The 22,870-nt window shown below is 50.7% G+C and carries 18 protein-coding genes; 10 read left to right on the forward strand and 8 right to left on the reverse strand.

Features of this window, described 5'->3' with window-relative positions:
- Positions 1-9 precede the first annotated feature (9 nt).
- The 5 genes from BZJ17_RS00805 to BZJ17_RS00825 all read left to right on the forward strand — a co-directional run bounded on the left by BZJ17_RS00805 (position 10) and on the right by BZJ17_RS00825 (position 5,255).
- Complete coding sequence (locus BZJ17_RS00805) at positions 10-1,221, forward strand: acetyl-CoA C-acetyltransferase (protein WP_077639483.1); 1,212 nt, start codon at positions 10-12, stop codon at positions 1,219-1,221.
- A 55-nt stretch (positions 1,222-1,276) separates the two neighbouring features.
- A complete protein-coding gene (locus tag BZJ17_RS00810; RefSeq protein ID WP_069588559.1) occupies positions 1,277-1,624 on the forward strand; it encodes a phasin family protein in 348 nt (115 codons plus the stop codon).
- A gap of 81 nt (positions 1,625-1,705) precedes the next feature.
- Positions 1,706-3,520, forward strand: coding sequence for a class I poly(R)-hydroxyalkanoic acid synthase (locus BZJ17_RS00815; protein ID WP_077639484.1), 1,815 nt, complete (start codon positions 1,706-1,708; stop codon positions 3,518-3,520).
- A gap of 124 nt (positions 3,521-3,644) precedes the next feature.
- Positions 3,645-4,409, forward strand: coding sequence for a transporter substrate-binding domain-containing protein (locus tag BZJ17_RS00820; protein WP_077639485.1), 765 nt, complete (start codon positions 3,645-3,647; stop codon positions 4,407-4,409).
- 60 nt (positions 4,410-4,469) lie between these two features.
- The gene (locus tag BZJ17_RS00825) at positions 4,470-5,255 is read left to right on the forward strand and encodes a transporter substrate-binding domain-containing protein (RefSeq protein ID WP_077639486.1); all 786 of its coding nucleotides are present in this window, start codon (positions 4,470-4,472) and stop codon (positions 5,253-5,255) included.
- Here BZJ17_RS00825 and tcdA read toward each other — a convergent pair whose 3' ends face one another.
- Together tcdA and BZJ17_RS00835 are read right to left on the reverse strand one after the other, a co-directional pair.
- Positions 5,256-6,074 carry a tRNA cyclic N6-threonylcarbamoyladenosine(37) synthase TcdA gene (gene tcdA, locus BZJ17_RS00830; RefSeq protein WP_077639487.1) on the reverse strand — a complete coding sequence of 273 codons (819 nt, stop codon included), beginning with the start codon at positions 6,072-6,074 and terminating at the stop codon, positions 5,256-5,258.
- Between the two features lie 27 nt (positions 6,075-6,101).
- Positions 6,102-7,022 (reverse strand): LysR substrate-binding domain-containing protein, encoded by a 921-nt coding sequence (locus BZJ17_RS00835; RefSeq protein WP_168174069.1) that lies wholly within the window; start codon positions 7,020-7,022, stop codon positions 6,102-6,104.
- A 98-nt stretch (positions 7,023-7,120) separates the two neighbouring features.
- Between BZJ17_RS00835 and BZJ17_RS00840 the strand changes: the two genes are divergently transcribed.
- The 3 genes from BZJ17_RS00840 to BZJ17_RS00850 all read left to right on the forward strand — a co-directional run bounded on the left by BZJ17_RS00840 (position 7,121) and on the right by BZJ17_RS00850 (position 10,422).
- The gene (locus tag BZJ17_RS00840) at positions 7,121-8,449 is read left to right on the forward strand and encodes an aspartate aminotransferase family protein (protein ID WP_077639489.1); all 1,329 of its coding nucleotides are present in this window, start codon (positions 7,121-7,123) and stop codon (positions 8,447-8,449) included.
- 28 nt (positions 8,450-8,477) lie between these two features.
- Entirely contained in the window at positions 8,478-9,308 is an 831-nt protein-coding gene (locus tag BZJ17_RS00845; RefSeq protein WP_077639490.1) for a 3-keto-5-aminohexanoate cleavage protein, read from the forward strand.
- Positions 9,309-9,450: 142 nt separating this feature from the next.
- Complete coding sequence (locus BZJ17_RS00850; RefSeq protein WP_069588547.1) at positions 9,451-10,422, forward strand: TAXI family TRAP transporter solute-binding subunit; 972 nt, start codon at positions 9,451-9,453, stop codon at positions 10,420-10,422.
- A gap of 74 nt (positions 10,423-10,496) precedes the next feature.
- Here BZJ17_RS00850 and mltA read toward each other — a convergent pair whose 3' ends face one another.
- Positions 10,497-11,576 (reverse strand): murein transglycosylase A, encoded by a 1,080-nt coding sequence (gene mltA, locus BZJ17_RS00855; protein ID WP_077639491.1) that lies wholly within the window; start codon positions 11,574-11,576, stop codon positions 10,497-10,499.
- Between the two features lie 235 nt (positions 11,577-11,811).
- Between mltA and BZJ17_RS00860 the strand changes: the two genes are divergently transcribed.
- On the forward strand, positions 11,812-12,036 hold the full coding sequence (locus BZJ17_RS00860) for a hypothetical protein (protein ID WP_069586647.1): 225 nt from the start codon (positions 11,812-11,814) through the stop codon (positions 12,034-12,036).
- A 74-nt stretch (positions 12,037-12,110) separates the two neighbouring features.
- Here BZJ17_RS00860 and BZJ17_RS00865 read toward each other — a convergent pair whose 3' ends face one another.
- Entirely contained in the window at positions 12,111-12,455 is a 345-nt protein-coding gene (locus tag BZJ17_RS00865; protein WP_131826787.1) for a DUF2850 domain-containing protein, read from the reverse strand.
- Positions 12,456-12,701: 246 nt separating this feature from the next.
- On the opposite strand from BZJ17_RS00865, the gene argA reads away from it, so the two are divergent.
- A complete protein-coding gene (argA, locus tag BZJ17_RS00870) occupies positions 12,702-14,027 on the forward strand; it encodes an amino-acid N-acetyltransferase (RefSeq protein ID WP_077639492.1) in 1,326 nt (441 codons plus the stop codon).
- Positions 14,028-14,042: 15 nt separating this feature from the next.
- Here the strand turns inward: argA and recD are convergent, their stop codons facing one another.
- The 4 genes from recD to BZJ17_RS00890 form a co-directional block, all read right to left on the reverse strand.
- Positions 14,043-15,881, reverse strand: coding sequence for an exodeoxyribonuclease V subunit alpha (gene recD / locus BZJ17_RS00875; RefSeq protein ID WP_077639493.1), 1,839 nt, complete (start codon positions 15,879-15,881; stop codon positions 14,043-14,045).
- Complete coding sequence (gene recB / locus BZJ17_RS00880) at positions 15,878-19,411, reverse strand: exodeoxyribonuclease V subunit beta (RefSeq protein WP_077639494.1); 3,534 nt, start codon at positions 19,409-19,411, stop codon at positions 15,878-15,880. Before recB ends, recD begins: the two co-directional genes overlap by 4 nt.
- 123 nt (positions 19,412-19,534) lie before the next feature.
- Entirely contained in the window at positions 19,535-20,065 is a 531-nt protein-coding gene (locus BZJ17_RS00885) for a GNAT family N-acetyltransferase (RefSeq protein ID WP_077639495.1), read from the reverse strand.
- Between the two features lie 163 nt (positions 20,066-20,228).
- A complete protein-coding gene (locus BZJ17_RS00890) occupies positions 20,229-22,475 on the reverse strand; it encodes a CehA/McbA family metallohydrolase (protein ID WP_077639496.1) in 2,247 nt (748 codons plus the stop codon).
- Positions 22,476-22,870 lie beyond the last annotated feature (395 nt).

The raw sequence follows: 22,870 nt of genomic DNA on the forward strand, positions 1-22,870 counted from the left end.
GGAACGATGATGGAACGCATTTATATCGTAGCAGCAAAACGTACTGCTATTGGCGCCTTTTCAGGCTCGCTAAAAGATATCCCAGCAGGTCAACTGGCCGCTCACGCAATCAAAGGCGCATTGCAGGCTGGCTCACTTAACGGCGACGCTATTGATGAAGTTATTGTCGGTAATGTGGTCAGTGCAGGACAAGGCATGGGTATTGGCCGTCAAGCCGCCATTTACGCAGACATTCCAGCTAGCGTGCCCGCCTATTCTGTCAATATGGTTTGCGGCAGTGGCATGAAGTCGATTATGGATGCTGTGACGCACATTCGCGCAGGAGACGCACAGGTTGTAGTCGCTGCAGGGGTGGAAAACATGTCACAGATCCCGTTTGCGGCGGCAGGCAATTTACGCACCGGACAAAAGATGGGCAATTTTGCGATGAAAGACTTGCTCATCAATGATGGCCTTACCGATGTGTACAACCAATATCACATGGGCGTGACAGCCGAAAACGTTGCCAAAGAAGTCGGGATTACCCGTGAGCAACAAGACAGTTTCGCACTAAGCAGTCAGCAAAAAGCGATTGCGGCAATCGAAGCGGGTCATTTCAAGCAAGAAATTGTGCCCATCGAAGTCAAACAGCGTAAGCAAACACTCACCTTTGATACCGATGAATATCCAAAGGCTGATGCCACGTTAGAAGGACTCACCAAGCTGCGTCCAGCTTTTGATAAAGAAGGAACGGTCACTGCAGGCAATGCGTCTGGCATCAACGATGGCGCCAGTGCCGTCATTGTTGCCTCTGAATCTGCCGTCGCCAAACATGGCCTGACACCGCTTGCTGAAATTACTGCTTACGCGCAGCACGGTATTGACCCGAGCATTATGGGGCTTGGTCCAGTTGGTGCGGTCAATGCCGCGCTCGATAAGGCCAACCTGACTATTGACAACATCGATTTGTTTGAGCTGAACGAAGCCTTTGCAGCCCAAGCGCTCGGTGTGGTTCATCAATTAGCACAACACCATCAAATCACTCCGGATGCTTTATTGGAGCGTGCAAACGTGAATGGCGGTGCCATTGCACTCGGCCACCCTCTTGGCGCGTCTGGTAACCGGATTGTGGTCACACTGCTACACGAGCTGACCCGAAGAAGCGCAACCTATGGCGTCGCTTCTTTGTGTATTGGCGGCGGCATGGGTACGGCTTTGGTTATCAAGCGTACACAAGCGTAAATGGACATTTGCGACCTTGGGAACTATCCCAGACAACACTATCAGGAGATACACCATGTACACAGATATGTTTAAAGCGTTTTCTGAGCAATCTGAAAAAGCCTTGGCTCCATACGTTAACTTCAACAAATTGGTAGCCAAAAACGTAGAAACTCTTACCGAGCTGCAAATGAATGCCATGCGCACATACAGCCAGCTAGGTCTCGAGCAAATGAAAGCGGCGAGCGAAGTGAAAGACGTATCAACACTGACGTCATTCAGCAGCCAGCAGCTTTCTGCGCTGACAAAACTGTCTCAGCAAATGATGGATGACAGCACCAAGCTGCAAAACATCGCCAAAGAGTTCAAAGAAGATATCGACAAGTTGACTGCCGAAAACATGAAAACTGGCACCCCAGCATAAGGGCAAGGCCACTACAACAGCGCCTGCTGCCTTGTGGGTAGCAGGCCTTTGTGGTGTTTATCCGTTTAAGAGGGCAAGACTATGTTTCATCACTTCTTTTCGGACTACCTTGCCAGGCTGCAAGAACAAAACCAGCAATGGTGGCAGGATCTTGAGCAGGGCAAGGCAGCCGTAAACACACCGTTCAACCAAGCCATGCAGGAAATTAGCCTGCAAGACACTGCTCAGTTGCTGGAAGGTGCGGCTCAACAACCCGCTGCACTTTTACAGGTACAAATGCAGTGGTGGGAACAACAACTTCAAATTTGGCAAAACGCCATGCTCGCGCGCGACAATACCGAAGAGGTCGTCAGCGAAGAGCGAGATGACAAGCGTTTCAAAGACAAAGCATGGCAAGAAGACGTCTTGTACAACTTTATCAAGCAGTCTTACTTGCTGTTCGGGCGCACCTACATGCAAACCATCGATGCTATTGAAGGCCTCGATGAGAAAACCCGTGAGCGTCTCTCTTTCTTTTCACGTCAAGCGATTAACGCTATGGCGCCAAGCAACTATATCGCGACCAACCCTGAACTGTTGAAAATGACACTGGAATCTCAGGGCGAGAACCTACTTCGTGGTATGGAGCAGCTAAAACAAGACATGGAGTCAAGCGCCGATATTTTGAAAGTGCGCATGACCAATAACAATGCCTTCCGTGTCGGTGACGATGTAGCGAACACCCCAGGGGATGTGGTGTTTAAGAATGAGGTGTTTGAACTCATCCAATATCGTCCTATGACGGAGAAAGTACACGCGACACCCATCTTGGTGGTGCCTCCGTTTATTAATAAGTATTACATTCTCGACTTGCGTGAGAAAAACTCACTAGTGCGCTGGCTGGTCGAACAAGGCCATACCGTGTTCTTGATGTCATGGCGTAACCCTTCTGCAGATCAAGCGGAGATCGGGTTTGAAGACTATGTGACGCAAGGCACTGTCAAAGCGGTTAGTGCTATCGAAGAAATTACAGGACAGTCGCAGATTAACGGCGTGGGTTACTGTATCGGTGGCACCGTACTGGCCTGCACGATTGCTTACTATGCCGCGAAACGCATGAAGGCGCGCATCAAGTCGGCGAGCTTCTTTACCACCTTGCTCGACTTCTCTCAGCCGGGTGAAATTGGTGCCTATATCAATGACAGCCTGATCCGAGCGATTGAAGCGCAAAATACAGCGCGTGGTTATATGGACGGCCGCTCACTCAGCGTCACATTTAGCTTGCTTCGTGAAAACAGCCTGTACTGGAACTATTACATTGAGAATTATCTCAAGGGAAATAGTCCCGTTGATTTTGACTTGTTGTATTGGAATAGCGATAGCACCAACGTGGCAGCGAAAACCCACAATTTTATCCTGCGCGATTTGTACCTTGAAAACAAATTGGTGCAAGACAAAGGGGTTAAAGTCGGTGGCGTCTGGATTGATCTCAACAAGATCAAGGTGCCAAGCTACTTCATCTCGACCAAAGAAGATCACATCGCCCTATGGCAAGGCACCTATCGCGGTGCACTGAATGTCGGTGGCAATAAAACCTTTGTGTTGGGTGAGTCTGGTCACATTGCGGGGATTGTTAACCACCCTGTGAAGAAAAAGTACGGGTTCTGGACCAACGATAGTCTGCCTGATTCAGCCGATGAGTGGCTCGATAACGCGTCACATCACACGGGCTCTTGGTGGACACATTGGGAGAAATGGCTGCGTAGCTATAGCCCAGAGGAACAGGTAGAGCCTTATGCGATCGGCTCAGAGAACTATCCGGTTCTTTATGCGGCACCGGGTGAGTATGTTCGACAGGTTTTGCCGATTCACACAGAGGCAAAAACCGAACCTGAGCCTGAAGAAGCTAACGCGTAACCAACTACTGTCTCAATAATAAGAATGGCGGCGCAATTGTGGCTCATAGAGAGCGACGGCGCCGCCACTTTATTTCTCCTGCACTATACTCCTCTCATAGTCACGAGAACGCTCAGGAGGCAGTATGAGGCTGATGGTGCAATGGGGATGCGCATTGTTGCTGATCCTTCCAATGCTCACACATGCGCAATCACTCCGCCTAGCGTCGGGTGAATACCCTCCTTTTATTTCGCAACACCTACCCAACCAAGGCCCATTAACTGAAATTATTGTGTTGGCCACCGAAGAAGCTAATCTCGATGTGTCTTTTGGTTATTTTCCTTGGCATGAGTCGATGGCGCTGGCTCAGCAAGGTCAGTGGGACGGTACGGTCGGCTGGGCTTTCACCGAAGAGCGCGCACTGGATTTTATCTATTCAGATGCCATTTATACCGAAAGTGCGGTTTTCTTTTATCACCGAGATAAAGCATTCGATTGGTCAAAGTCCGAGGATTTAGCCGGCCTTGCAGTCGGTGTCGGCCTTGGATATATCGACGTCAAAACACTGAGCCAATTACAAAAAGCCGGTATTGATGTGAAGTTACAAGAATTTGACAAAGAAGAAGAAAAACTCCACGCGTTACTAAATAATCAGATCGATCTCGCACTAGGCAACAAAGATGTTTTGCAGCACATCATTCAAACGACTTTCAGTGCTGAGCAAGCTCGTCAGTTGACGCATCATCCTCGTCCCTTTCGCGTAACCCCCTTACATGTGCTGTTTAGTCGTCAGATTGAACAGGGCTACGATCATTCCCGCGCATTTAACAAAGGGTTACGACGCATAAAAATGGATGGTCGCTATCAAGCAGTTTGGAATCAATTTCGACGGCAAAAAATGTCCGAATAGTCTCTATTGAAGACTTGTCGATATTGGTTTTGGTAAACGTCCGTTGACTCAGGAGTTGTTATGTGGCGATGGCTAATCATTTTATTCGCGTTCACCCTCCCGGTGGTAGGTGTTGCCACGCCAAATTTGGTGCTTACGTCTGGCGACTACCGTCCATTTATTTCTGATCAACTGGCACATCAAGGGGTGTTGGCGCATATCGTCAAAGAAGCTGGCAAGCAACAGGGCATGGAGATAGAGATCAAGTTTGTCCTTTGGCAGCAAGCCAAAATAGAGGCACAAACCGGTAAAGCACACGGCACGGTTGGTTGGGGCTATACCCCAGAAAGAGAGCGCGACTTTATTTATTCAGCCCCCATTTATACTGAGTCTGTGGTCTTTTTCCACCTCAAAAATCGCTACTTCGATTGGCAGTCTTTAGAGAGTCTCAATGGTCTCAACGTCGGTATTAGCGAAGACTATATTGAAGACAATATGCTGGAAACCTTTAATCAAGAGGGTGGCAGCGTCATCATCCACAAATACCCGAACGAGCTCGAGAAGGTGAAAAGCTTACTAACCGGTCAAAGTGATGTGATTATCGGCAATCAATACGTCATCCATGACGTGGTGCGTAATCAACTTCGCAACGACGAAAGTCGTCACATCACATTTCATCCCAAGCCGCTTCGAGTGACTCCATTACATGTCTTATTCAGTCGTCAACACCCCCAAAGCGCACTGTGGGTCAGTCAGTTCAATCGAGGATTACGCCAGTTAAAGATGAGCGGTGACTATCAGCGCGCTTGGAGTGCGTTTCGTATGGGAGAGTATGGGCTTATCGGCATCCCCGCCGAGCAGCCGTAGTTAATCGGCTTGGCGTCGTTTATCCGCCTCGATCAATTTATGTAAAATGCGCGACACCGCGACGAACCCGAAACTGGCCGTCACCATGGTTGCCGCACCAAAACCACTGGCACAATCCATTCGCTTCGGCCCTTGTGCAGATGCCTTGCTTTCACAGACACTGCCATCAGGTTGTGGGTATTTGAGTTGCTCGCTTGAAAAGACACAGTCAATCCCAAATTTTCGACCTTGAGTCTTAGTAAAGCCGTAAAAGCGACGCAAATTGTTACGCAGCTTCGCCGCGAGTGGGTCTTGAATCGTTTTAGTCAAATCCGCCACTTGGATCTGGGTGGGATCGATCTGTCCCCCCGCGCCACCTACGGTAATGACTTTGATTTTGTGCCGCTTGCAGTGAGCCAACAAGGCTGTTTTGGGCTTGATGCTATCGATAGCATCAAGCACATAATCAAAGCGCTTGTCGATATACTCAGCAATATTATCCGGCGAGATAAAATCATCAATCACAGTCACTTGGCATTCTGGATTGATCGCCGCCACACGCTCGGCCATCACCTCGCTTTTGCTTTGGCCAATGGTCGCTTTCAAAGCATGAATTTGTCGGTTGGTGTTAGTGACACACACATCATCCATATCAATCAGTGTGATGGCCCCAATCCCTGTCCGTGCCAGCGATTCCACTGCCCACGATCCCACGCCACCAATACCGATGACACAAATATGGCTCTGGTGAAACACCTCAAGCGCACGGCGTCCATATAAACGAGCCGTACCGCCAAAACGTTGCAGATAAGATTCTGATAGGGATTGTGTCATAACCATAGTCTTCATTGATCGCGCAGACAGGCGTTATACCGACTTGCTAATGGGATGTCTAGCCGGATCCCCTTTGAGGGCATCATACAACCAATTGATCACGTGCATAACCGCTGGTGAGCGCTGCTTATATCGCGCGCTGTAAAGATAATAGCCATAGCCGCTATCGATACTTAACCCCAACGGATTCACAATCTGATCGTTTGACAGGGCGGCTGAGGCCATAAAGGTAGGGATTAACGCCATCCCCATCTGTTGTTTTACGCCTTCAAGCGCCATAAAAAAGTGCTCAAACCCCGCTCCGTATTGCGGATTGCTATCAGCCAGCCCAAATTGTTGCCAAAATTGCTCCCACAGTGAAGGGCGCGTCAAATGAGATAAAACCGGCACCTCCGATAACAACGCGGTCCGATCCAAAGGCTCTGGTAGCAAGGTCACTGATGCAACAAGCGATAAGTGTTCGTGAATCAAACAGACTCCTTGCGCGCCTGCCTGCTGATGAGGCTGACAGCGGATTAAAATATCCAGTTCACTCTCTTTCCCTTGGGGCACATAGTCACTGGCACTGACCACCACAGAAATATCAGGATGCTGCGATTTAAACGCTGGCAACTGAGGGATCAACCAAAGGCTAGCAAACGAGGGCGGCACCAATAAGCTGACGGACTCATGCCTTGCACTTTGCTGACGTGCTTGCGCCGTGGCATTGGCGATATCATTGACGCTGGCCGATATCATAGTTAAATAAGGCTCTCCGACTCTGTTGAGTCTTACTCCCCCAGCATGTCGCTCAAAGAGTGGTTGACCAATTCCTTCTTCGAGCTGCTGTATTTGCTTACTCACCGTACTTTGGCTGACATGCAATACCTTGGCGGCTTCTGAAAAACTTCCTGTTTGAGCCACCGCAATCAGTGTTTGAAGCGAGCGCATCGACGGCAAACGCACATTCATCATCCCATTCCTTTTTTGCATGCCTGGTGAAAATATATCCTTTGCGGTTTAAAACACAAGTTCACCATACTGAGTTATCACGCTTGCATTGAGGCCCTCGTATGAGTCATGTCTTTCACCGTCACTGTCATCATCTCCCCCCTACCATTGCCAGTGGTAATGGGATGTACTTAATCGACACTCAAGGTAACGAGTATCTCGATGCATGCGGAGGCGCAGCCGTCTCTTGCCTTGGGCACAACCACCCTACCGTGTTAGAGGCTATCCACCGTCAACTGGATGCTATTCCTTATGCGCATACCGGCTTTTTTACCTCCGCACCGAGTGAAGCACTTGCCGAGAAGCTGGCTGATCTTGCCCCACCTTCTATCAACCATGCTTATTTGGTCAGTGGTGGATCTGAGGCGATGGAAACCGCCCTCAAGCTCGCTCGCCAGTACTGGGTGGAAGTCGGCGAGCCCCAGCGCCAACATTTTATTGCTCGGCGACAGAGTTATCATGGCAACACCTTGGGCGCCTTGTCTGTGGGAGGGAATGCGTGGCGACGTGCTCCATTTGCGCCTTTATTGATGGATACCAGTCTGATTGCCCCCTGTTACGCCTATCGCGATCAAGGTCCCGATGAGACCGCTTACGAGTATGGTCAACGGGTGGCCAATGAGCTTGAAGCCATGCTGTTAGAAAAAGGCCCAGATACCGTCATTGGGTTTGTCGCAGAACCTGTGGTGGGCGCGACAGCCGGTGCATTGACCGCAGAAGCTGGCTATTTTTCTCGTATACGCGCGATCTGCGACCAGTACAATATTTTGCTGATCCTCGATGAAGTCATGTGCGGTACGGGACGCACTGGGCGTTTTTTCGCCTTTGAGCATGAAGGCATCATTCCAGATATTGTTGCCATCGCTAAAGGGCTGGCTGCCGGTTATCAACCCATTGGCGCGACCTTAGTCACGGATAGAGTCTATGAAGCGATTGCATCTGGGTCAGGCTTTTTTCAACACGGCCATACTTTTATGGCTCATCCAACGGCATGTGCCGCTGCCTTAGCAACACTCACCACACTTGAGCAAGAAGGATTAGTTGACGCGGCGGAAAAACAAGGTGAGGCGCTTAAAACGGCGCTACATCATCAGTTTGATTCACACCCTTTTGTCGGCGACATTCGCGGACGTGGACTGTTTGTCGCGTTGGAGCTCGTAGCAGACAAAACCAGTAAACGTCCCTTTTCATCTGATCTCGCGCTCCATCAAACGATAAAACACACCGCCATGCATAACGGGCTGATGTGTTATCCCATGGGCGGTACCATTGATGGTAAGCAGGGGCATCACATCTTACTCGCACCGCCCTATATCATTGAATCAACTCATATCGCGGCCATCACCGACAAGTTAGCACTAACATTAGAGATGTGCTTGCCTTCTCAATAACGATACATTGATAGACGAGGGGAAAAGAATGCAAGACGCAAGGACGATCATGGTTGCCCCCAATGGTGCACGCTTACAGCCCTCACACCATCCGAGTGTGCCTGTCACCAGCGAACAGCTTATTCACTGCCTGCACGAATGTGCAGAGGCAGGCGCAACCATGGCACATATCCACGCCCGAGATACACAGGGGGCTCATAGCCTTGATCCCGCGCTAAACCAAACGCTATATCAGCAAGTAATGGATGCCGTCGGCGATCGCATGGTGATTCAACTCACCACCGAAGCCGTGGGCCGCTATTCTCCCCAGCAACAAATGGCTCTGATCCGAGCCGTCAAACCGGAGGCCGCTTCCTTTGCGCTCAGAGAGCTTGTTCCTGATCATCAACCGGCTCACCAAGCCGTGAAAGATTTTTTTGCTTGGACAGTGGAGGCGCGCATCTACAGTCAGTTTATTCTCTATCACCCTCAAGAATTGGCACGCTATTACGCGTTGCGAGAACAAGGCATTCTTCCCTCGCAAGGTCATCACCTGCTTTTTGTTGCGGGCCGCGACCGAACGCCTCCCAGAGGCACACCGGAAGATATCGTCGCCATGTATCAAGCTCGTCACTTAGATGACACTGTTCCGTGGTCTGTCTGTGCATTTGGCCAGCGTGAGCTTTCCTGTTTAACCACGGCTGCCTTGCTAGGAGGAGATATGCGGATTGGTTTTGAAAACAACACCTTCGATGTCCATGGTCGCGCTGTCCCCAATAACGCCTACCAGATCACACAACTGCGCAACACGCTGGAAAAGCTGGGATATTGTACTAAACCTGTACAAGCATTGAGGCAAACCATGACCCAGTCGTTTTAACCCAATACTATTGCTTGCAAATATTGTTAAAAGATTGAAAAAATAGCGCGGTGACACTTTTTTGTCATATTTGCATCGAGTGTCATACCATCTTCGAGGGTGCGCCCGGATAGCAACCTCTAACTAAAAAGGAATCTTAAGCATGAAAGCGATGAAACCAACTCTGATTGCGCTCAGCTTTTCCGCTGCACTAGGAACCGCRGCAACCGCTCAAGCAAATCAGTTTGTGACCATTGGTACCGGTGGTGTTACTGGTGTTTATTACCCTACGGGTGGTGCAATCTGCCGTCTGGTCAATAAAAGCAAAGATGACCATGGTATTCGCTGCTCAGTAGAGAGTACGGGCGGTTCTATTTACAACATCAATACTATCCGTGCTGGCGAGCTAGATATGGGTATCGCCCAGTCTGACTGGCAATATCACGCTTACAAAGGCACCAGCAAGTTTAAAGACCAAGGCGAGTTCAAAGATCTGCGCGCGGTCTTCTCGATCCACCCTGAACCCTTTACTGTGGTCGCACGTGCGGACGCAGGGATTAAAACCTTTGATGATCTGGCTGGCAAACGCGTCAACATTGGTAACCCAGGCTCAGGTCAACGCGGTACCATCGAAGTATTGATGGACCAAATGGGTTGGGATATGGACAAGTTCGGCCAAATCTCTGAGCTAAAGGCGGCGGAACAATCCAAGGCATTGTGTGACAACAAAATTGATGCCATGGTCTACACAGTCGGCCACCCAAGTGGCGCAATCCAAGAAGCGACCACTGCCTGTGATAGCGTGCTAGTGGAAGTGGCGAACGACGCCGCTAAACAGCTGATTGCTGACCGTGATTACTACCGTAAAGCCGTGATTCCAGGTGGCATGTACCGTGGTAACGATGGCGATGTCACTACGTTCGGTGTCGGTGCGACCTTTGTATCATCGACTCAAGTACCAGACGACGTGATTTACAACGTCGTGAAAGCGGTGTTTGAGAACTTCGATGATTTCCGCCGTTTGCACCCAGCCTTTGCGAATCTGAAGAAAGAAGAAATGGTAAAAGATGGCTTGTCTGCACCGCTTCATCCCGGCGCAGCACGCTACTATCGTGAAGCTGGCTTGATTGAGTAATCAATCACGCTCAAAGGAAAAGCGAGCATTCAATGCTCGCTTTTTTATCGCTTCAACTCCGTGAGTGACACTCTCTAAGGCTGACTCGCAAGCTGGGGCGCCAACGCTTCAAGCTTCCAAACTCGGCCAAAGTGTTTGTAATGCCCCGCACGTTCTCCAGCGTCATTGCCCATACCGTGGTACAAATCAAGATGATTTTCTTTCACCGCCCCACCGGTATCTAATGCCATTAACAGCTTGAGTACATGCTCACCTGTCCAGTTGCCTTGCTCATCCAACTGAGGCACTTCAGCCAGTAGCACACTCCCCATCGGTAAATAACGTCTATCCGCCGCCACAGACGCGCCGGCTTTCAATGGAATACCTGCCGTCCCACTCACGGGATCTGCCGCCTTAGGCGTGAAGAAAACATAAGAGGGATTTTGCTCCAGTAACTTACGAACTTCCTCTTCACCATGAGCCGCCACCCAGTCTTTGATCGCTTTCAGCGACATTTTTTCACGCGGCACTTCACCGTTTTCAATCAAGACTTTACCGATGCTGACGTAAGGGTGCCCATTCTTGCCACCGTAGGCAAAATACTCGAGTTGGTCGTTGTCGCCAAAGTGGACAAAACCACTGCCCTGAACTTCCATAATAAAGTTATCAATCAAAGAAGCGCTATAACCCAGCTCTAACCCCAACCCATCTAAGGCTCCATCGTAAATCGCTTTGCGATCTGGGCAGTCGTCATCGCAAAAGGGTTTGGCATAAACCGGATAGCGGAACAAGGTATCGGGTTGATGGCGCATCTCAATCACTGGTGAGAAATAACCGGTAAACATCACGTTACCAAAGTCATCACCACCGCCCATTTGGTCGACACCCAGTCCAAACTCAGCAAGTGCTTCCACATTGCCTCCTGCATCCAGCCACGCTTGCAAACGCTGGTATACCGCTTGGTGCTTGGCCACTAGCGAAGGCGATTTCGCTTTTACTTCGGCTAACTGATCATTAAACAGACTAAAGTCACGTGGGCTATCAGACACCACGTGTGGCACTGGAGTTAAAATTGATTCAAACCGCCCATCAACATATTGTTGACCACGGTCAGTGGGACGTACACACCCTGCGAGTGCAACCACACACCCCATCACGACTAACGCTTTTTTCACACTGTAATCCAATCAGTAGTTTGTAGCGCTAAGGCTCGCAAAAAGACCTACACTTCGCAATCACTTCTCATTGCTAAGTTGTAACTGCCTGCAAATCAATACACGTTGAATGTGATCAAATCTATCTTACCTGCCTGAAATAGGCGACATTCATGAAAGTGTCATATAATTGTTATGTACTGTGTCTGAAACAAAATTGCATAATAAATGCAACATCAAGGGAGTACAGGTTGCTATGGATCTGAAAGTTGGGCGTTCAACGCTTCTTGATACCGATGCAGTGGAATACCAATGGATTCGAATGATGGCCAGTGAGGGCTGCACTCGAAACACTATCAATACCAGCATTCAACGTTGTCTCGGTGGCGATGAAACCACCGCCGATATTCTTCGCCGCGTGGCCATGAAGCAGTGTTCGGTTAATGAACTGCTTTCATCTCTCGACGCGGTTAAATACTAGCGTGTAAAGTGGCGCCATATTGCCAATTGATCGCAATTGGCGCCTCTTCACTTGCAGCAGCGCTGCGCGCAAACTTAATTCGCCTTACCGAACATAGACGTATAGTGCGCTGGCGATAGCCTTTCTAGCGTTGATTTATTCTCTACGCGATACAGATACTCTTGTGTGCCAATCGTGTACGACAGCTCATCGCCATCAAACGTATAAGCGGTAGTCGCACGACTGCCATTGGTATAAATGCCATCCGAGCGCACCTCAAAACGGTCAGCCGCATAAGGGGCCACCTCTAGTTCCACCCACTCACCGTATAGATCTTTTTTGGTCATATCAGGGGCAAAAAACTCGGGGCGAGTTGCCACAAGAAAACTGGCGCCACCCGCTAGAATAATAAACACCAGTAAAAATATTTGTTTGGTCAACCGCACGCTACAACCTCACTCACTGATAATCAGGACATTTTAACCAATCCCATTGTCTACTTTAGACGCAGTTTGCAATTCTTGTGAGTTTGGTTCCTAAACAGGAGCTAATTTGCCCCGTTACCTTGCCTCTTTATCGCTCGGGCGCGCAGACGACAGCGCATAGTAAAATGACTAAAGGCTTGACACTTATCACCCAAAGAGAATAAAAAGGCACTATAAGTGAATATTTAGACGGATAGGCACGTGAAGATAAGAAGTACCGCACTGGTTAAAGGGTTTCGCCAATCGGCGCCGTATGTCAACGCTCACCGAGATAAAACTGCGGTGATCATGCTGGGTGGCGAGGCCATGGCGGATGAGAACTTTCAAAATATCGTCAATGATATCGCCCTACTCAATAGTCTAGGCATGAAGCTGGTATTGGTGTTTGGCGCCCGCCCGCAAATCAATCGCACCTTAAATCAGTACGGACTGGAAACGCCTTATCACAAAGGAATACGCATCACCGACAGCCACGCACTTGAGGTGGTCAAACAAGCAGCCGGCCAAGTGCAACTCGACATTACGGCACGTTTATCTATGGGGCTCAACAACACCCCAATGGCGGGCGCCCAGATTAATGTGATCAGTGGTAATTTTGTTATTGCGCAACCGTTGGGCGTCGATGATGGGATTGATTATTGCCATAGTGGCAAAATTCGCCGCATCGATATTGACGGCATTCAGCGCCAGCTCGATCAAAACACGATCGTACTGATGGGGCCGGTAGCCAGCTCAGTCACAGGGGAATGCTTTAATCTCACCTCCGAAGAAGTGGCGACTCAGGTCGCGATTCGGTTACGCGCAGACAAGCTGATTGGCTTTTGCTCCGAGCAAGGGGTCTTAAATCAAGACAATGAGGTGATTTCTGAGTTACTGCCCACCCAAGCTCAACCGCTTTTAGAAGCGAGAGAAGCCGCTGGCGATACCGGCTCTGGCACCAGTCGCTTTTTAAGAGGCGCAATTGCTGCGTGTCGCGCGGGCGTTACGCGTAGCCATTTGATTAGCTATAAAAAAGATGGGGCATTAATCCAAGAGCTGTTCTCAATTGAGGGGATCGGCACCCAGATCGTGATGGAGCGTGCCGAAAAAGTGCGCCAAGCCCAGATTGACGATATCGGTGGGATCTTGGATTTGATCCGGCCTTTGGAGCAACAAGGGATCCTAGTGCGCCGCTCGCGAGAACAATTGGAGCAAGAAATCCCACGTTTTACCATCATCGAACGGGATGGGTTAGTGATAGGCTGCGCCGCACTCTATCCGTTTAGTGAAGCGCGTACCGGCGAGATGGCATGTGTCGCTATTCATCCAGACTACCGTGATGGCGACCGCGGCGTCATGCTCCTCAATCACCTCAAGCAACGTGCTAAAGCCAAAGGGCTCGAGACCATTTTTGTGCTCACCACCCACAGTTTACATTGGTTTTTGGAACAAGGCTTTTTGCTCTCCGATGTGTCAGCACTCCCTAACACTCGCCAAGAGCTGTACAACTATCAGCGGCGCTCTAAGGTGCTGACTTTAGCGCTTTAGCGTATCTCGCTACACTCAAGGCGCTATCAAAGCATCCGGCAAACCACTATACCGGGCGGTGCGTGCGCCCACACCGTGGCGCAGCACCGGCCAAGACGCGTAAAGATCAAGCTGGCGCTTCGCCCGCGTGATGCCGGTGTAAATCAGCTCGCGGGTGATCACCGGTGAAATGGTGGGCGGACATACCAACACTGTATGCGCAAACTCCGAACCCTGTGATTTATGCACCGTCATCGCAAACGCAGTTTGATGGGCGGGCAGACGGCTGGCAAGCAAATAGCGCACCTCTCCATCGTGGGTTTCAAACGCTACTCGCGTAATCCCCCCTTGCTGCACCGCAATCCCAATGTCACCGTTATACAACCCCAGAGCATGATCGTTTTGCAAAATCATGATCGGTCGGCCGTGGTACCAAGTGTCACGCTCTTTGGCGATCAGCCATGCCGACGCCAAGTGCTGCTCAATAGCTTGGTTGAGACCAGCGACGCCAAATGGACCTTCAGTCAATGCACACAACAAACGAAATTGGCTAAAGGCACTCAGCACGTCCGCCATCGATGACGGGTTTTCGAGCGTTGCATTGTCGAGTGTCGTTAAGTAATCGCGATATCCTGTCACCGCTTGTTGCATCAGGGCCTGATAGCTGTCATCACTCAACACATGGTGGGCAATATCGCTATAGCCACGTTTTAACACCGCCCCCACCTCAGCCATTTCTCCTCGGTTCACCGCAAAGGCGAGCTGGCCAATGCCGGATTGGGCATCAAAACGGTAACTCTTGCGCAGCAGACACAGAGCACTGGCAATCGCTGGCGCGTGCGGGTTTTCGGGTACGTCAAAGCCTGTTAGCTGGCTTAAACGCGCTGCTTGCGCCGCTGGATAGCCCGCCTCGGCGTACTGACAAATATCGCCTAGCACCGCCCCCGCTTCCACCGAGGCAAGCTGATCTTTATCCCCCAGCAAAATAATGCGTGTTGAGGGCGCCAAGGCATCGAACAACTGTGCCATCAAGGGCAAGTCCACCATTGAGGCTTCATCGACAATCAACACATCCGCATGCACGGGATTATTTTTATGATGGCGAAACGCTACTCGCTGCGGAATCGCCCCTAATAATCGGTGAATGGTACTGGCTTGGGTCGGTAGCGCCGCTTTCACGTCATGATCAACAGGCAAGGCGGCAATCGCCCGTCCTAGTGATTCAGTCAATCGGTTGGCCGCTTTGCCGGTCGGGGCGACCAGCTTGATAGTGAGCGCTGCAGACGTTGTACGCTCGGCGTGGTGCGACGCCACCAGCGCCGCCAACAAACGGGCGACGGTGGTGGTTTTACCCGTACCCGGCCCACCCGAAATCACCGCAAAAGGTTGGGTCAACGCGGTGGCTGCCGCCACTTTTTGCCAATCTATCTCTGCCTGTGAGGCGACAAATAAGTTATCTAGGGTTTGTCTGGCTTCATCCGGTACCGGCAGCGCCGTCAGACGCTGGCGAATATGCCCTGCCACTTGCTGCTCGGCATGCCAGTAGCGATGCAAATACAGTCGGTGTCCGGCAAGCACCAAGGGCGTCGCCTGCGTCCCGTAAGAAACCACCGACGCCTGTGCCAATTGCTCGCTTGGCGCTTGGCTATCAATGTGCGCCAATAAAGGCTGCCAAGCGACGTCACTGGGTGGCTGCCACTGGTGCAAATCAAGGCAGACATGGCCTTTGCCTACTTCACGGCTCAGCAGCGCCGCCCATACTGTGATAGTAGCCTTATCTAATTGGGTTTCTTCTTCACCCATCAAACAAGCAAATTGCACATCAATCGCTCGTAATTCCCCGCGCTGGTAAAGTGCCATTAATGCTTGTTTCATACCGACTCTCCAGCAAAGAGGTTGTCCAAGGCGTCAATCAGCGCCTTGTCGGGGCGATGCGCGAATACACCGGTCTCGCCGCTATCACTGGCGCCCCGTAAAAAGAAATAAAACACGCCCCCCACATGGGTGTCGTAATCATAATCTGGGATCCGCTGGCGCAAAAATCGGTGCAGCGCCAAGGTATAGATCTGGTACTGAAAGTCGTATCGGTGCGCGATCATCGCCTCTTTGAGCGCATCAGGATGGTAATCGGCCACACTGTCCCCTAAATGGTTCGACTTCCAATCCAGCACGTAATACTTGCCATCGGCGCGGAAGGTTAAATCGATAAAGCCTTTTAACATCCCGCGCGCCGTGTCAAAGGTGAGCTGGCCAGCTCGGGCTGATAACGCATCATATCGCGCGGCGAGTCGATTCAATCGCTGGCAGTCTAGTGCGGCCAAAGGCATCACGAACTCCATCTCCGTTAACCGACTGGCGTTGTCAATTTGGTTCAGCCTCAGCCCTTGCTCATTAAGCGGGTGCTTCAATACCTGAGTCATCCACTGCTGCAATATCGGGCACCACTGCGGGTCATAGTTTTCCAAGCTAAGGTGATGAGTAATGAGCTCTGCGACTTCTTCACGCATCAAATCAGCGGTAAAGTCCACCTCTTCAAACAAGGTATGTAAAAAGGTACCGGCTCGCGCGCCTTTGGGAAACGCAAAAACTGACCAAGGATCCACCGCCACATCCGCCGTCTCCTCGTCAGCGAGATCATCGTCCGCGTCCAAGTCGTAACTGGCTAATGTTGGCAAAGCGCTGATGTGATGGCTTTGTTTTAGCAGCCCTGAGTAACTGGTTAACCGCCACTGTCGGTCAATTTTGCCGTCAAACTGACGCGCGCTTAGCGCCTCGTGCGCCCCCGTTTGAGGGGTATAACGACTATCATCTGGCTCAGGTGGTGCGACCACCGCCACCGCATCGCTCGCGCTCGCCAATCCAGCCAAACTCTCGGCCAGCAAACTAGCATCACCGGCTTCTCCATGCTGGAGCAAATAACCGAGGGCCGTTAAGTGCAAAGCCGAGTCTTTTTGCCGACTGTTACCTTGTTTAAGGGGCGCACAGCCGATAAAACACCCATACACGGCGCGCGTCACCGCCACATACAGCAAGCGGATATCTTCAGCCAGCCGCTCTTTTTCAGCGCGTTCTTTGCCTTTATCGACATTATCCAGCGCCAGCACCGGCTGATACTGTTCATCATGATAAAACGGTTGGCTGCTTTCGCGATATTGACAAGCGAACGGCAAGTAAACCAGATCGTATTCCAAGCCTTTCGATTTATGGATGGTGACGATTTGCACCAAATCACGCTCCGACTCCAACCGCACCTGCTGCTCTTCCGATTGTTGAGCCGGCTCGGCCATTCGCTCTTGTAACCAGCGGATCAGCGCGTGTGGGTTGTCCAATTGCTGGCTGGCATTTTGCAGCAACTCCGCGATATGCAAAAAGTCGGTCACACAGCGCTCACCTTGCGGCATCGCCAACCAGTTTTCTGCCACTTGGCGGGCACTGGCGACTTGGCGAAGCATCGGCATCACCCCACGACGCTGCCAAGTATCACGGTAATAGCTAAAGGCCACCACCTCTTGCTCCCACAAGGCTTCGTCTTGATTGAGCAACGCCAGCTGCTCAGCGGTCAGGCCAAATAAAGGGCTGGCTAGCGCCGCCCGTAACTTACGCTCGTTTTCAGGCTGCATCACCGCCACTAAAATGCGCTCAATATCGCTGGCGACGGGGCTGGCGAACACATTATCACGGTTAGAAAGATACACAGACGCCACGCCTTTTTCGGCCAGCGCTTGCTTGACCAGCTGTGCCTCGCGTCCGGTGCGCACCAACACAGCGATATTGTGCGGCTGAATGTCGGCTCGGCCGGAAGGTGTTTGTAGATAACTATTGCCCGCCACCGATTGGTTGAGTATCTGAGTGATATGCTGTGCGGTACTCACCGCCAAGGTCTGTTCAAAATCTTGCTTGGCACACAATTCATCCGGGCTGTGATGCCAAAAGGTGAGCGCGGGCTGCTCGTTTCCCTCCACCACCAGCGCTTTTTGTTTGGCGCTAGGCGAAGAGGCCACCTCTAAAAAGGGAATACTGTCTTGATAGACAAACGGTGCCTTCGCACGTGAGAACAAGGCATTGACCCCGCGCACCATGCCATCTGCCGAGCGCCAGTTGGTGGCAAGGTTATAGTGATCACTCACCTGTGCACGGGCATGAATATAGGTGAAGATATCGGCGCCACGAAAGGCATAAATCGCCTGTTTAGGATCGCCAATCATCATTAAACCGGTGCGCTCACCCTCTTCCTCTGTGTCTGCGTCTGCGAATACAGGGGCACCGTCCGCCACTGGCGGCTGATAGACAGTGCTAAAAATCTGATATTGCAGCGGGTCGGTGTCTTGGAACTCATCAATCATTGCCACCGGATATAAGCTGCGAATACGCGCGGCCAACTGGTCTTGGCTATCTTGGTCAAGTGCGCTGGCAAGTTGAGAAAGGAGATCGTCAAACGAGAGCCACCCTTGGCGACGTTTTTCTTGGCGGAGCAGCTGCCGCACTTCTTTAATCGCCAGTGCGGTCAATCCCGGCTTTAACGTCGGCGGCTGATCAACCAATGCCTGAATTTGATCAAATAGCGCTAGACTCGGTGGCTCAGCTTTACTCTTGGCCGCTAATGTCTGTTGGGCGAATTTTTCCAATTTGTCGGGCAACTGGTAATCAAGCGTCTCGGCATTGGCCCATTGTTCCATCGCATTCAGCCAGTTTGCCAGATGATCTTTGCGATAACTGCGGCCATCGAGTTTAGCGGCGCTGAGTTGTTCGTTGATCTGCTCCCCCGCCTCGCGCCATGCGCGCTTCACCGCATCAATCTTGGCAATCGCCGCTTGGTGTGCCGCCATAAGATCTTCGCCGAGATCTGGCGCCTTGACCGTGACAGTCGGCCCGGATAAATAGGGCGCAATCTCTTTTAATAAGGCCTCTGGCGCGGGCCAGTAGCTGCTCACCACACCGGCTAACGATTTAGGCAGCGGATAAAAACGACGACGCCAAAAGTCGGCCGCCGCGCGCGCTTTGATCTGTCGCTCGTCGGTGACAAATTCATGACTGAACAGGCTGCCCGATTCAAACGCATTTTGGGTCAGCATCCGCTGACAAAAACGCTGCGCTGCGGTTTTATGATCGCTAATCTCTGCCAGCAAAGGTTCAATGATAGGATCGTCACTCTCTCCGCGCATAAAGGCAAAACGCGCCTCATGAATGCGGCGCCGAATACGGTCTTTTAGCTCTTGGGTTGCCGCTTCGGTAAACGTCACCACCAGTATTTGCTCGACCCGACACGGCGCTGCGCGGCCATGCCCAAGCAACAATCGCAGGTACAAGCCAGCAATGGTAAACGTCTTGCCGGTCCCGGCGGAGGCTTCGATTAATCGGACGCCATCAAGTGGCAAGGTGAGCGGGTTGAGGATCTGCGGTTCCATATCATTATTTCATCGCCTAGTCTGCCCGCTATTGTAGCAACCCCTTGGGGTAAAACATATTCCAACGAAGGTAACCAAGCGGAGCCGCTAACGTTTTAAGAAACGGAGGTACATCCTCGTTGGTCACTCAGCAGCCACGCTTGCCGGAAGCCTTGAACCGCTCTCTTCATAGCTGAATCGAATAAAAGTCTTGATGAGGTCACGATCTTTTTCTTCACTACGTTGGTACGCCTCTCCAACTAGGTCACGAACGACGGATTGCCAGAAGTAATGGGCCAGCGTGTTTTTCAGTAAAACGCGAATTTGCCAGCTCCCTTGATGCTGAGCGACTAATTGCTTGAAAGCAGCCTTGCCAACGTTTGAACCACGAAAACGGTTTATGATAAAAAACTGATCCATATCTAAACACGACATATCCTCAGGATATCGACGTAGCATTGCAAACCCTGCCAGTTCATTATCCGCATAAATAAAGTAGGCCCAATGATGAAGGGCGTCATCATACGGTGCGAGAACATGATCGGGAACACTAAAGCATCCTTCCTCAGTTAATGGCAACGCTGTAAATGCCGACATGTCATACATATAAAGCTGAAAAAGGTTCTTCAATACTGTGTGAGATTGGGAAGAGACGGGAGTTAGCGTTATGTCCATACTACCACCTTTTGGTGCTGCATAAGCTGGCAGCATGGTGAATCACTTGCTGCTTAAACTTATGATCCTAAAAATAAAACAGGTTATACCATAAGCAGAAAACGCGTCACGATCAAAAAAGGCCAGCATCGCTGGCCTTGGTTCGTTTATTGAGACTCGACGTTTACGACTGAAGCCAAACTGGGTTGGTCCATGCCGTGCTGCCGTCTTTGTCTTCCACTTCTAAGTTGATCCAACCCTCTGCATCCGCAGGAATAGGCAGTGATAGCTCAAGACGCTGTGTGCTCTCTTCAGGGTTAATGGTAATGCTGTTTAGCACCTCACCACCTTGACCGATTAAGCGCACTTCTTTGAGACCATCCGCGGCGACCACGTTAATATCCCATTTATCACCTGCCTTGGCGGTTTCACCAAACATGATGTTTTGTGGGTACAAGATTGGTCCCTGCGTGGCATAGCCGTGACCGGCTTTTAACGCTTTGGCAAAGGCGAGCGGCGTCAATTCGCTGTCAACGTGCGCCATCATACGAATACGACCGGTGAGCTGGTTCCACGCATCATGGGTATCAGTACCCKCGGTGAGGTACATGGCTTCGCCTTGATCCCAAAGCTTGTGCGCTTTTTCAAGCGTCGGCTCGTTATCGACACGTGCGTTAAGTTCCATCAGATCGAAACGGTCGGTCTTACCGCCCGGCACCGCATCCTTAGCGATATTGGTGAAGTAGCCATAATCGTTATATGGATGGTTCATCGGCACCACTTCTGCACCCATCTCATGTGCAGCATCAATCAGAGTATGTACGTCATCAGTACCCGGATCGACCGTCAGCGCAGCGCCATTATCGATAGGAAATGGATTCATGTGACCCCACGATGGCGAAATCTCAATCGATGGAATGAAAGGCACACCACGTTTCGCTGATAAGTCAGCAAACACTTTGTGATTAATGGTGGAGTCGTGATCACTGATAAAGGTCAAATCCAAGTCGGTAGCTAGCTGAGCACGCACCACGATTTCTGGTGGGGTTACCCCTTCCAACACATTACCGTGGTGGTGCAAGTCAGCGCCATACCAATGGTTACGATTTGGGAACGTAACCTGAGGCACTTTCACCACTTGTTGGTTGGTTTTGCCCGACTCGAGCGTTACATCCAAGGTTTGTGATTCTGCAGTAAAGCCCGCACCGGCGTTAATGCCTAGCTTGTATTCACCCGGTGCCAGTTTTAGCTCAGCATGGCCGGCTGGCAGCAAGTCAGTGAAGAAGGTGCGTTTACCCAAAAATTCAACCGGTGGCGCTTGGCCTTCAATGATAGTCACACGCGCATCCTTGGATACACCAGAGGTCGCTTCTTCCACGTTAAGCGCAAGCGTCGCTGGGCTTTTCAGCGATGTGAAGTCCAGTGTCTGCTCACTGTCCGCACTCACGGTAATAGATTGCGGCTGGCTGTTCGCATGGCCGGTTGCCGTGCCGTACACTTGGTACTTGCCTTCTGGCAAGGCCATGCTGTACTGACCATCTTTAGCAAGCGTCCACGCGTAAGGGTGGCCGTCTTTTTCAATCATCACAATCGCATCGGCAGGCACGTTACCATTGTCGGCGCGAAGTTGGCCGCTAATGGTGCCCGTCGCTTCGCCATGACGCTCAGCTTCGGCTTTAACAATCGGTGCCATATCGCCGTTTGGAACAACCTGCAGCTTTGAGTCAAAGGTACGGGTTTCACCGGCTTTAAGCGTGTGGCCCAAATACATGTCGCGGCCATTGTATTTGATGCGATCAAAGTAAGGCGCATGCAACGCAAACGCCCAATCTCGGTCATACGCGACCATGCGATCGGCAAGGGCGTTATCCGCCATCGCTTCTTCATTGCCTTCAAGGCCCGGCACTGCGAACTGATAACCCGTATCCGGCCAAATCGTGTGGCCTGATTCCAGCTTAAGATCGTCTTCGCCTTGGTTGGTCATCACGGTTTTCAGCCCAATCGAATCAGAGCCTGATTCCAAGGTATACCAAGTGGTAATGTCGACATTGTCGAAGTTACGGCTCACTTTGATCACCGCTTTTTCATCGCTGTCTTCCACAATCTCAATCGACTTACGCTCGTTCGGCCAAGCCGACCAGCTGTTGGGGATGAAATCTGCAAAAGCGACTCGGTCTAGATCAATTTTGCCATTTTTCACCGCCGCGAGATCCACCAAGGTGCCACGTGGCACACCCCACGGTGGCGCAGACTCAACCGCCAATGCAAACGCGACATGCTCGTTTTTTACGGTGATGTCTTGGGCGTGCGTTGCCTCGCCGTCGGGAATCGCCGTTTTACCCTGTGTAATGCTGACGTCGGCATGCGCTGAGGCACCCAACAGTAGTCCAGACACTAAGGTCGCCACCGCGCTTTTTGAGAATTTATGCATGAAGGCACATCCTTTTTTTCATGGTTTGTTATATGAATTTTCGATGACATTGTGCGTTAACTTAATTACACGTTCAAATAAAAAACCAACAAAAACCATCATCAAACCTCACCAAAGATATGCACACTAATTTTATTAAATTACACAATTAACTGATATTTATAAATAAAATTATATAACCAACCCAAAAAATAATAGCCAAACGAATGTTTAGACCACGAATAAATCAATTCATTAAATACATGCTTTTGACTAATAAACAAACAACAAAGTGATAACAATTTGCTCTATTGGCGTCTCACGATGCATCGCTTTTAACCGTCTTGTTCACCACGCCCCTAAAAGAGGCATCGGTTAAATATTCTTTTTTTACGCATAAAAAAGCCAGACAAGAC

The organism is Salinivibrio sp. IB574, assembly GCF_001996205.1.
GTDB classification, from domain to species: Bacteria; Pseudomonadota; Gammaproteobacteria; order Enterobacterales; family Vibrionaceae; genus Salinivibrio; species Salinivibrio proteolyticus.

What these genes read in the sequence shown, in the direction of transcription:
- BZJ17_RS00805 (WP_077639483.1), top strand. Translation starts at nt 10, where the DNA reads ATGGAACGCATTTATATCGTAGCAGCAAAACGTACTGCTATTGGCGCC.
- BZJ17_RS00820 (WP_077639485.1), top strand. Translation starts at nt 3,645, where the DNA reads ATGAGGCTGATGGTGCAATGGGGATGCGCATTGTTGCTGATCCTTCCA.
- BZJ17_RS00845 (WP_077639490.1), top strand. Translation starts at nt 8,478, where the DNA reads ATGCAAGACGCAAGGACGATCATGGTTGCCCCCAATGGTGCACGCTTA.
- BZJ17_RS00840 (WP_077639489.1), top strand. Translation starts at nt 7,121, where the DNA reads ATGAGTCATGTCTTTCACCGTCACTGTCATCATCTCCCCCCTACCATT.
- BZJ17_RS00825 (WP_077639486.1), top strand. Translation starts at nt 4,470, where the DNA reads ATGTGGCGATGGCTAATCATTTTATTCGCGTTCACCCTCCCGGTGGTA.
- BZJ17_RS00860 (WP_069586647.1), top strand. Translation starts at nt 11,812, where the DNA reads ATGGATCTGAAAGTTGGGCGTTCAACGCTTCTTGATACCGATGCAGTG.
- BZJ17_RS00810 (WP_069588559.1), top strand. Translation starts at nt 1,277, where the DNA reads ATGTACACAGATATGTTTAAAGCGTTTTCTGAGCAATCTGAAAAAGCC.
- BZJ17_RS00815 (WP_077639484.1), top strand. Translation starts at nt 1,706, where the DNA reads ATGTTTCATCACTTCTTTTCGGACTACCTTGCCAGGCTGCAAGAACAA.
- BZJ17_RS00835 (WP_168174069.1), bottom strand. Translation starts at nt 7,022, where the DNA reads ATGATGAATGTGCGTTTGCCGTCGATGCGCTCGCTTCAAACACTGATT.
- BZJ17_RS00885 (WP_077639495.1), bottom strand. Translation starts at nt 20,065, where the DNA reads ATGGACATAACGCTAACTCCCGTCTCTTCCCAATCTCACACAGTATTG.
- recD (WP_077639493.1), bottom strand. Translation starts at nt 15,881, where the DNA reads ATGAAACAAGCATTAATGGCACTTTACCAGCGCGGGGAATTACGAGCG.
- recB (WP_077639494.1), bottom strand. Translation starts at nt 19,411, where the DNA reads ATGGAACCGCAGATCCTCAACCCGCTCACCTTGCCACTTGATGGCGTC.
- tcdA (WP_077639487.1), bottom strand. Translation starts at nt 6,074, where the DNA reads ATGGTTATGACACAATCCCTATCAGAATCTTATCTGCAACGTTTTGGC.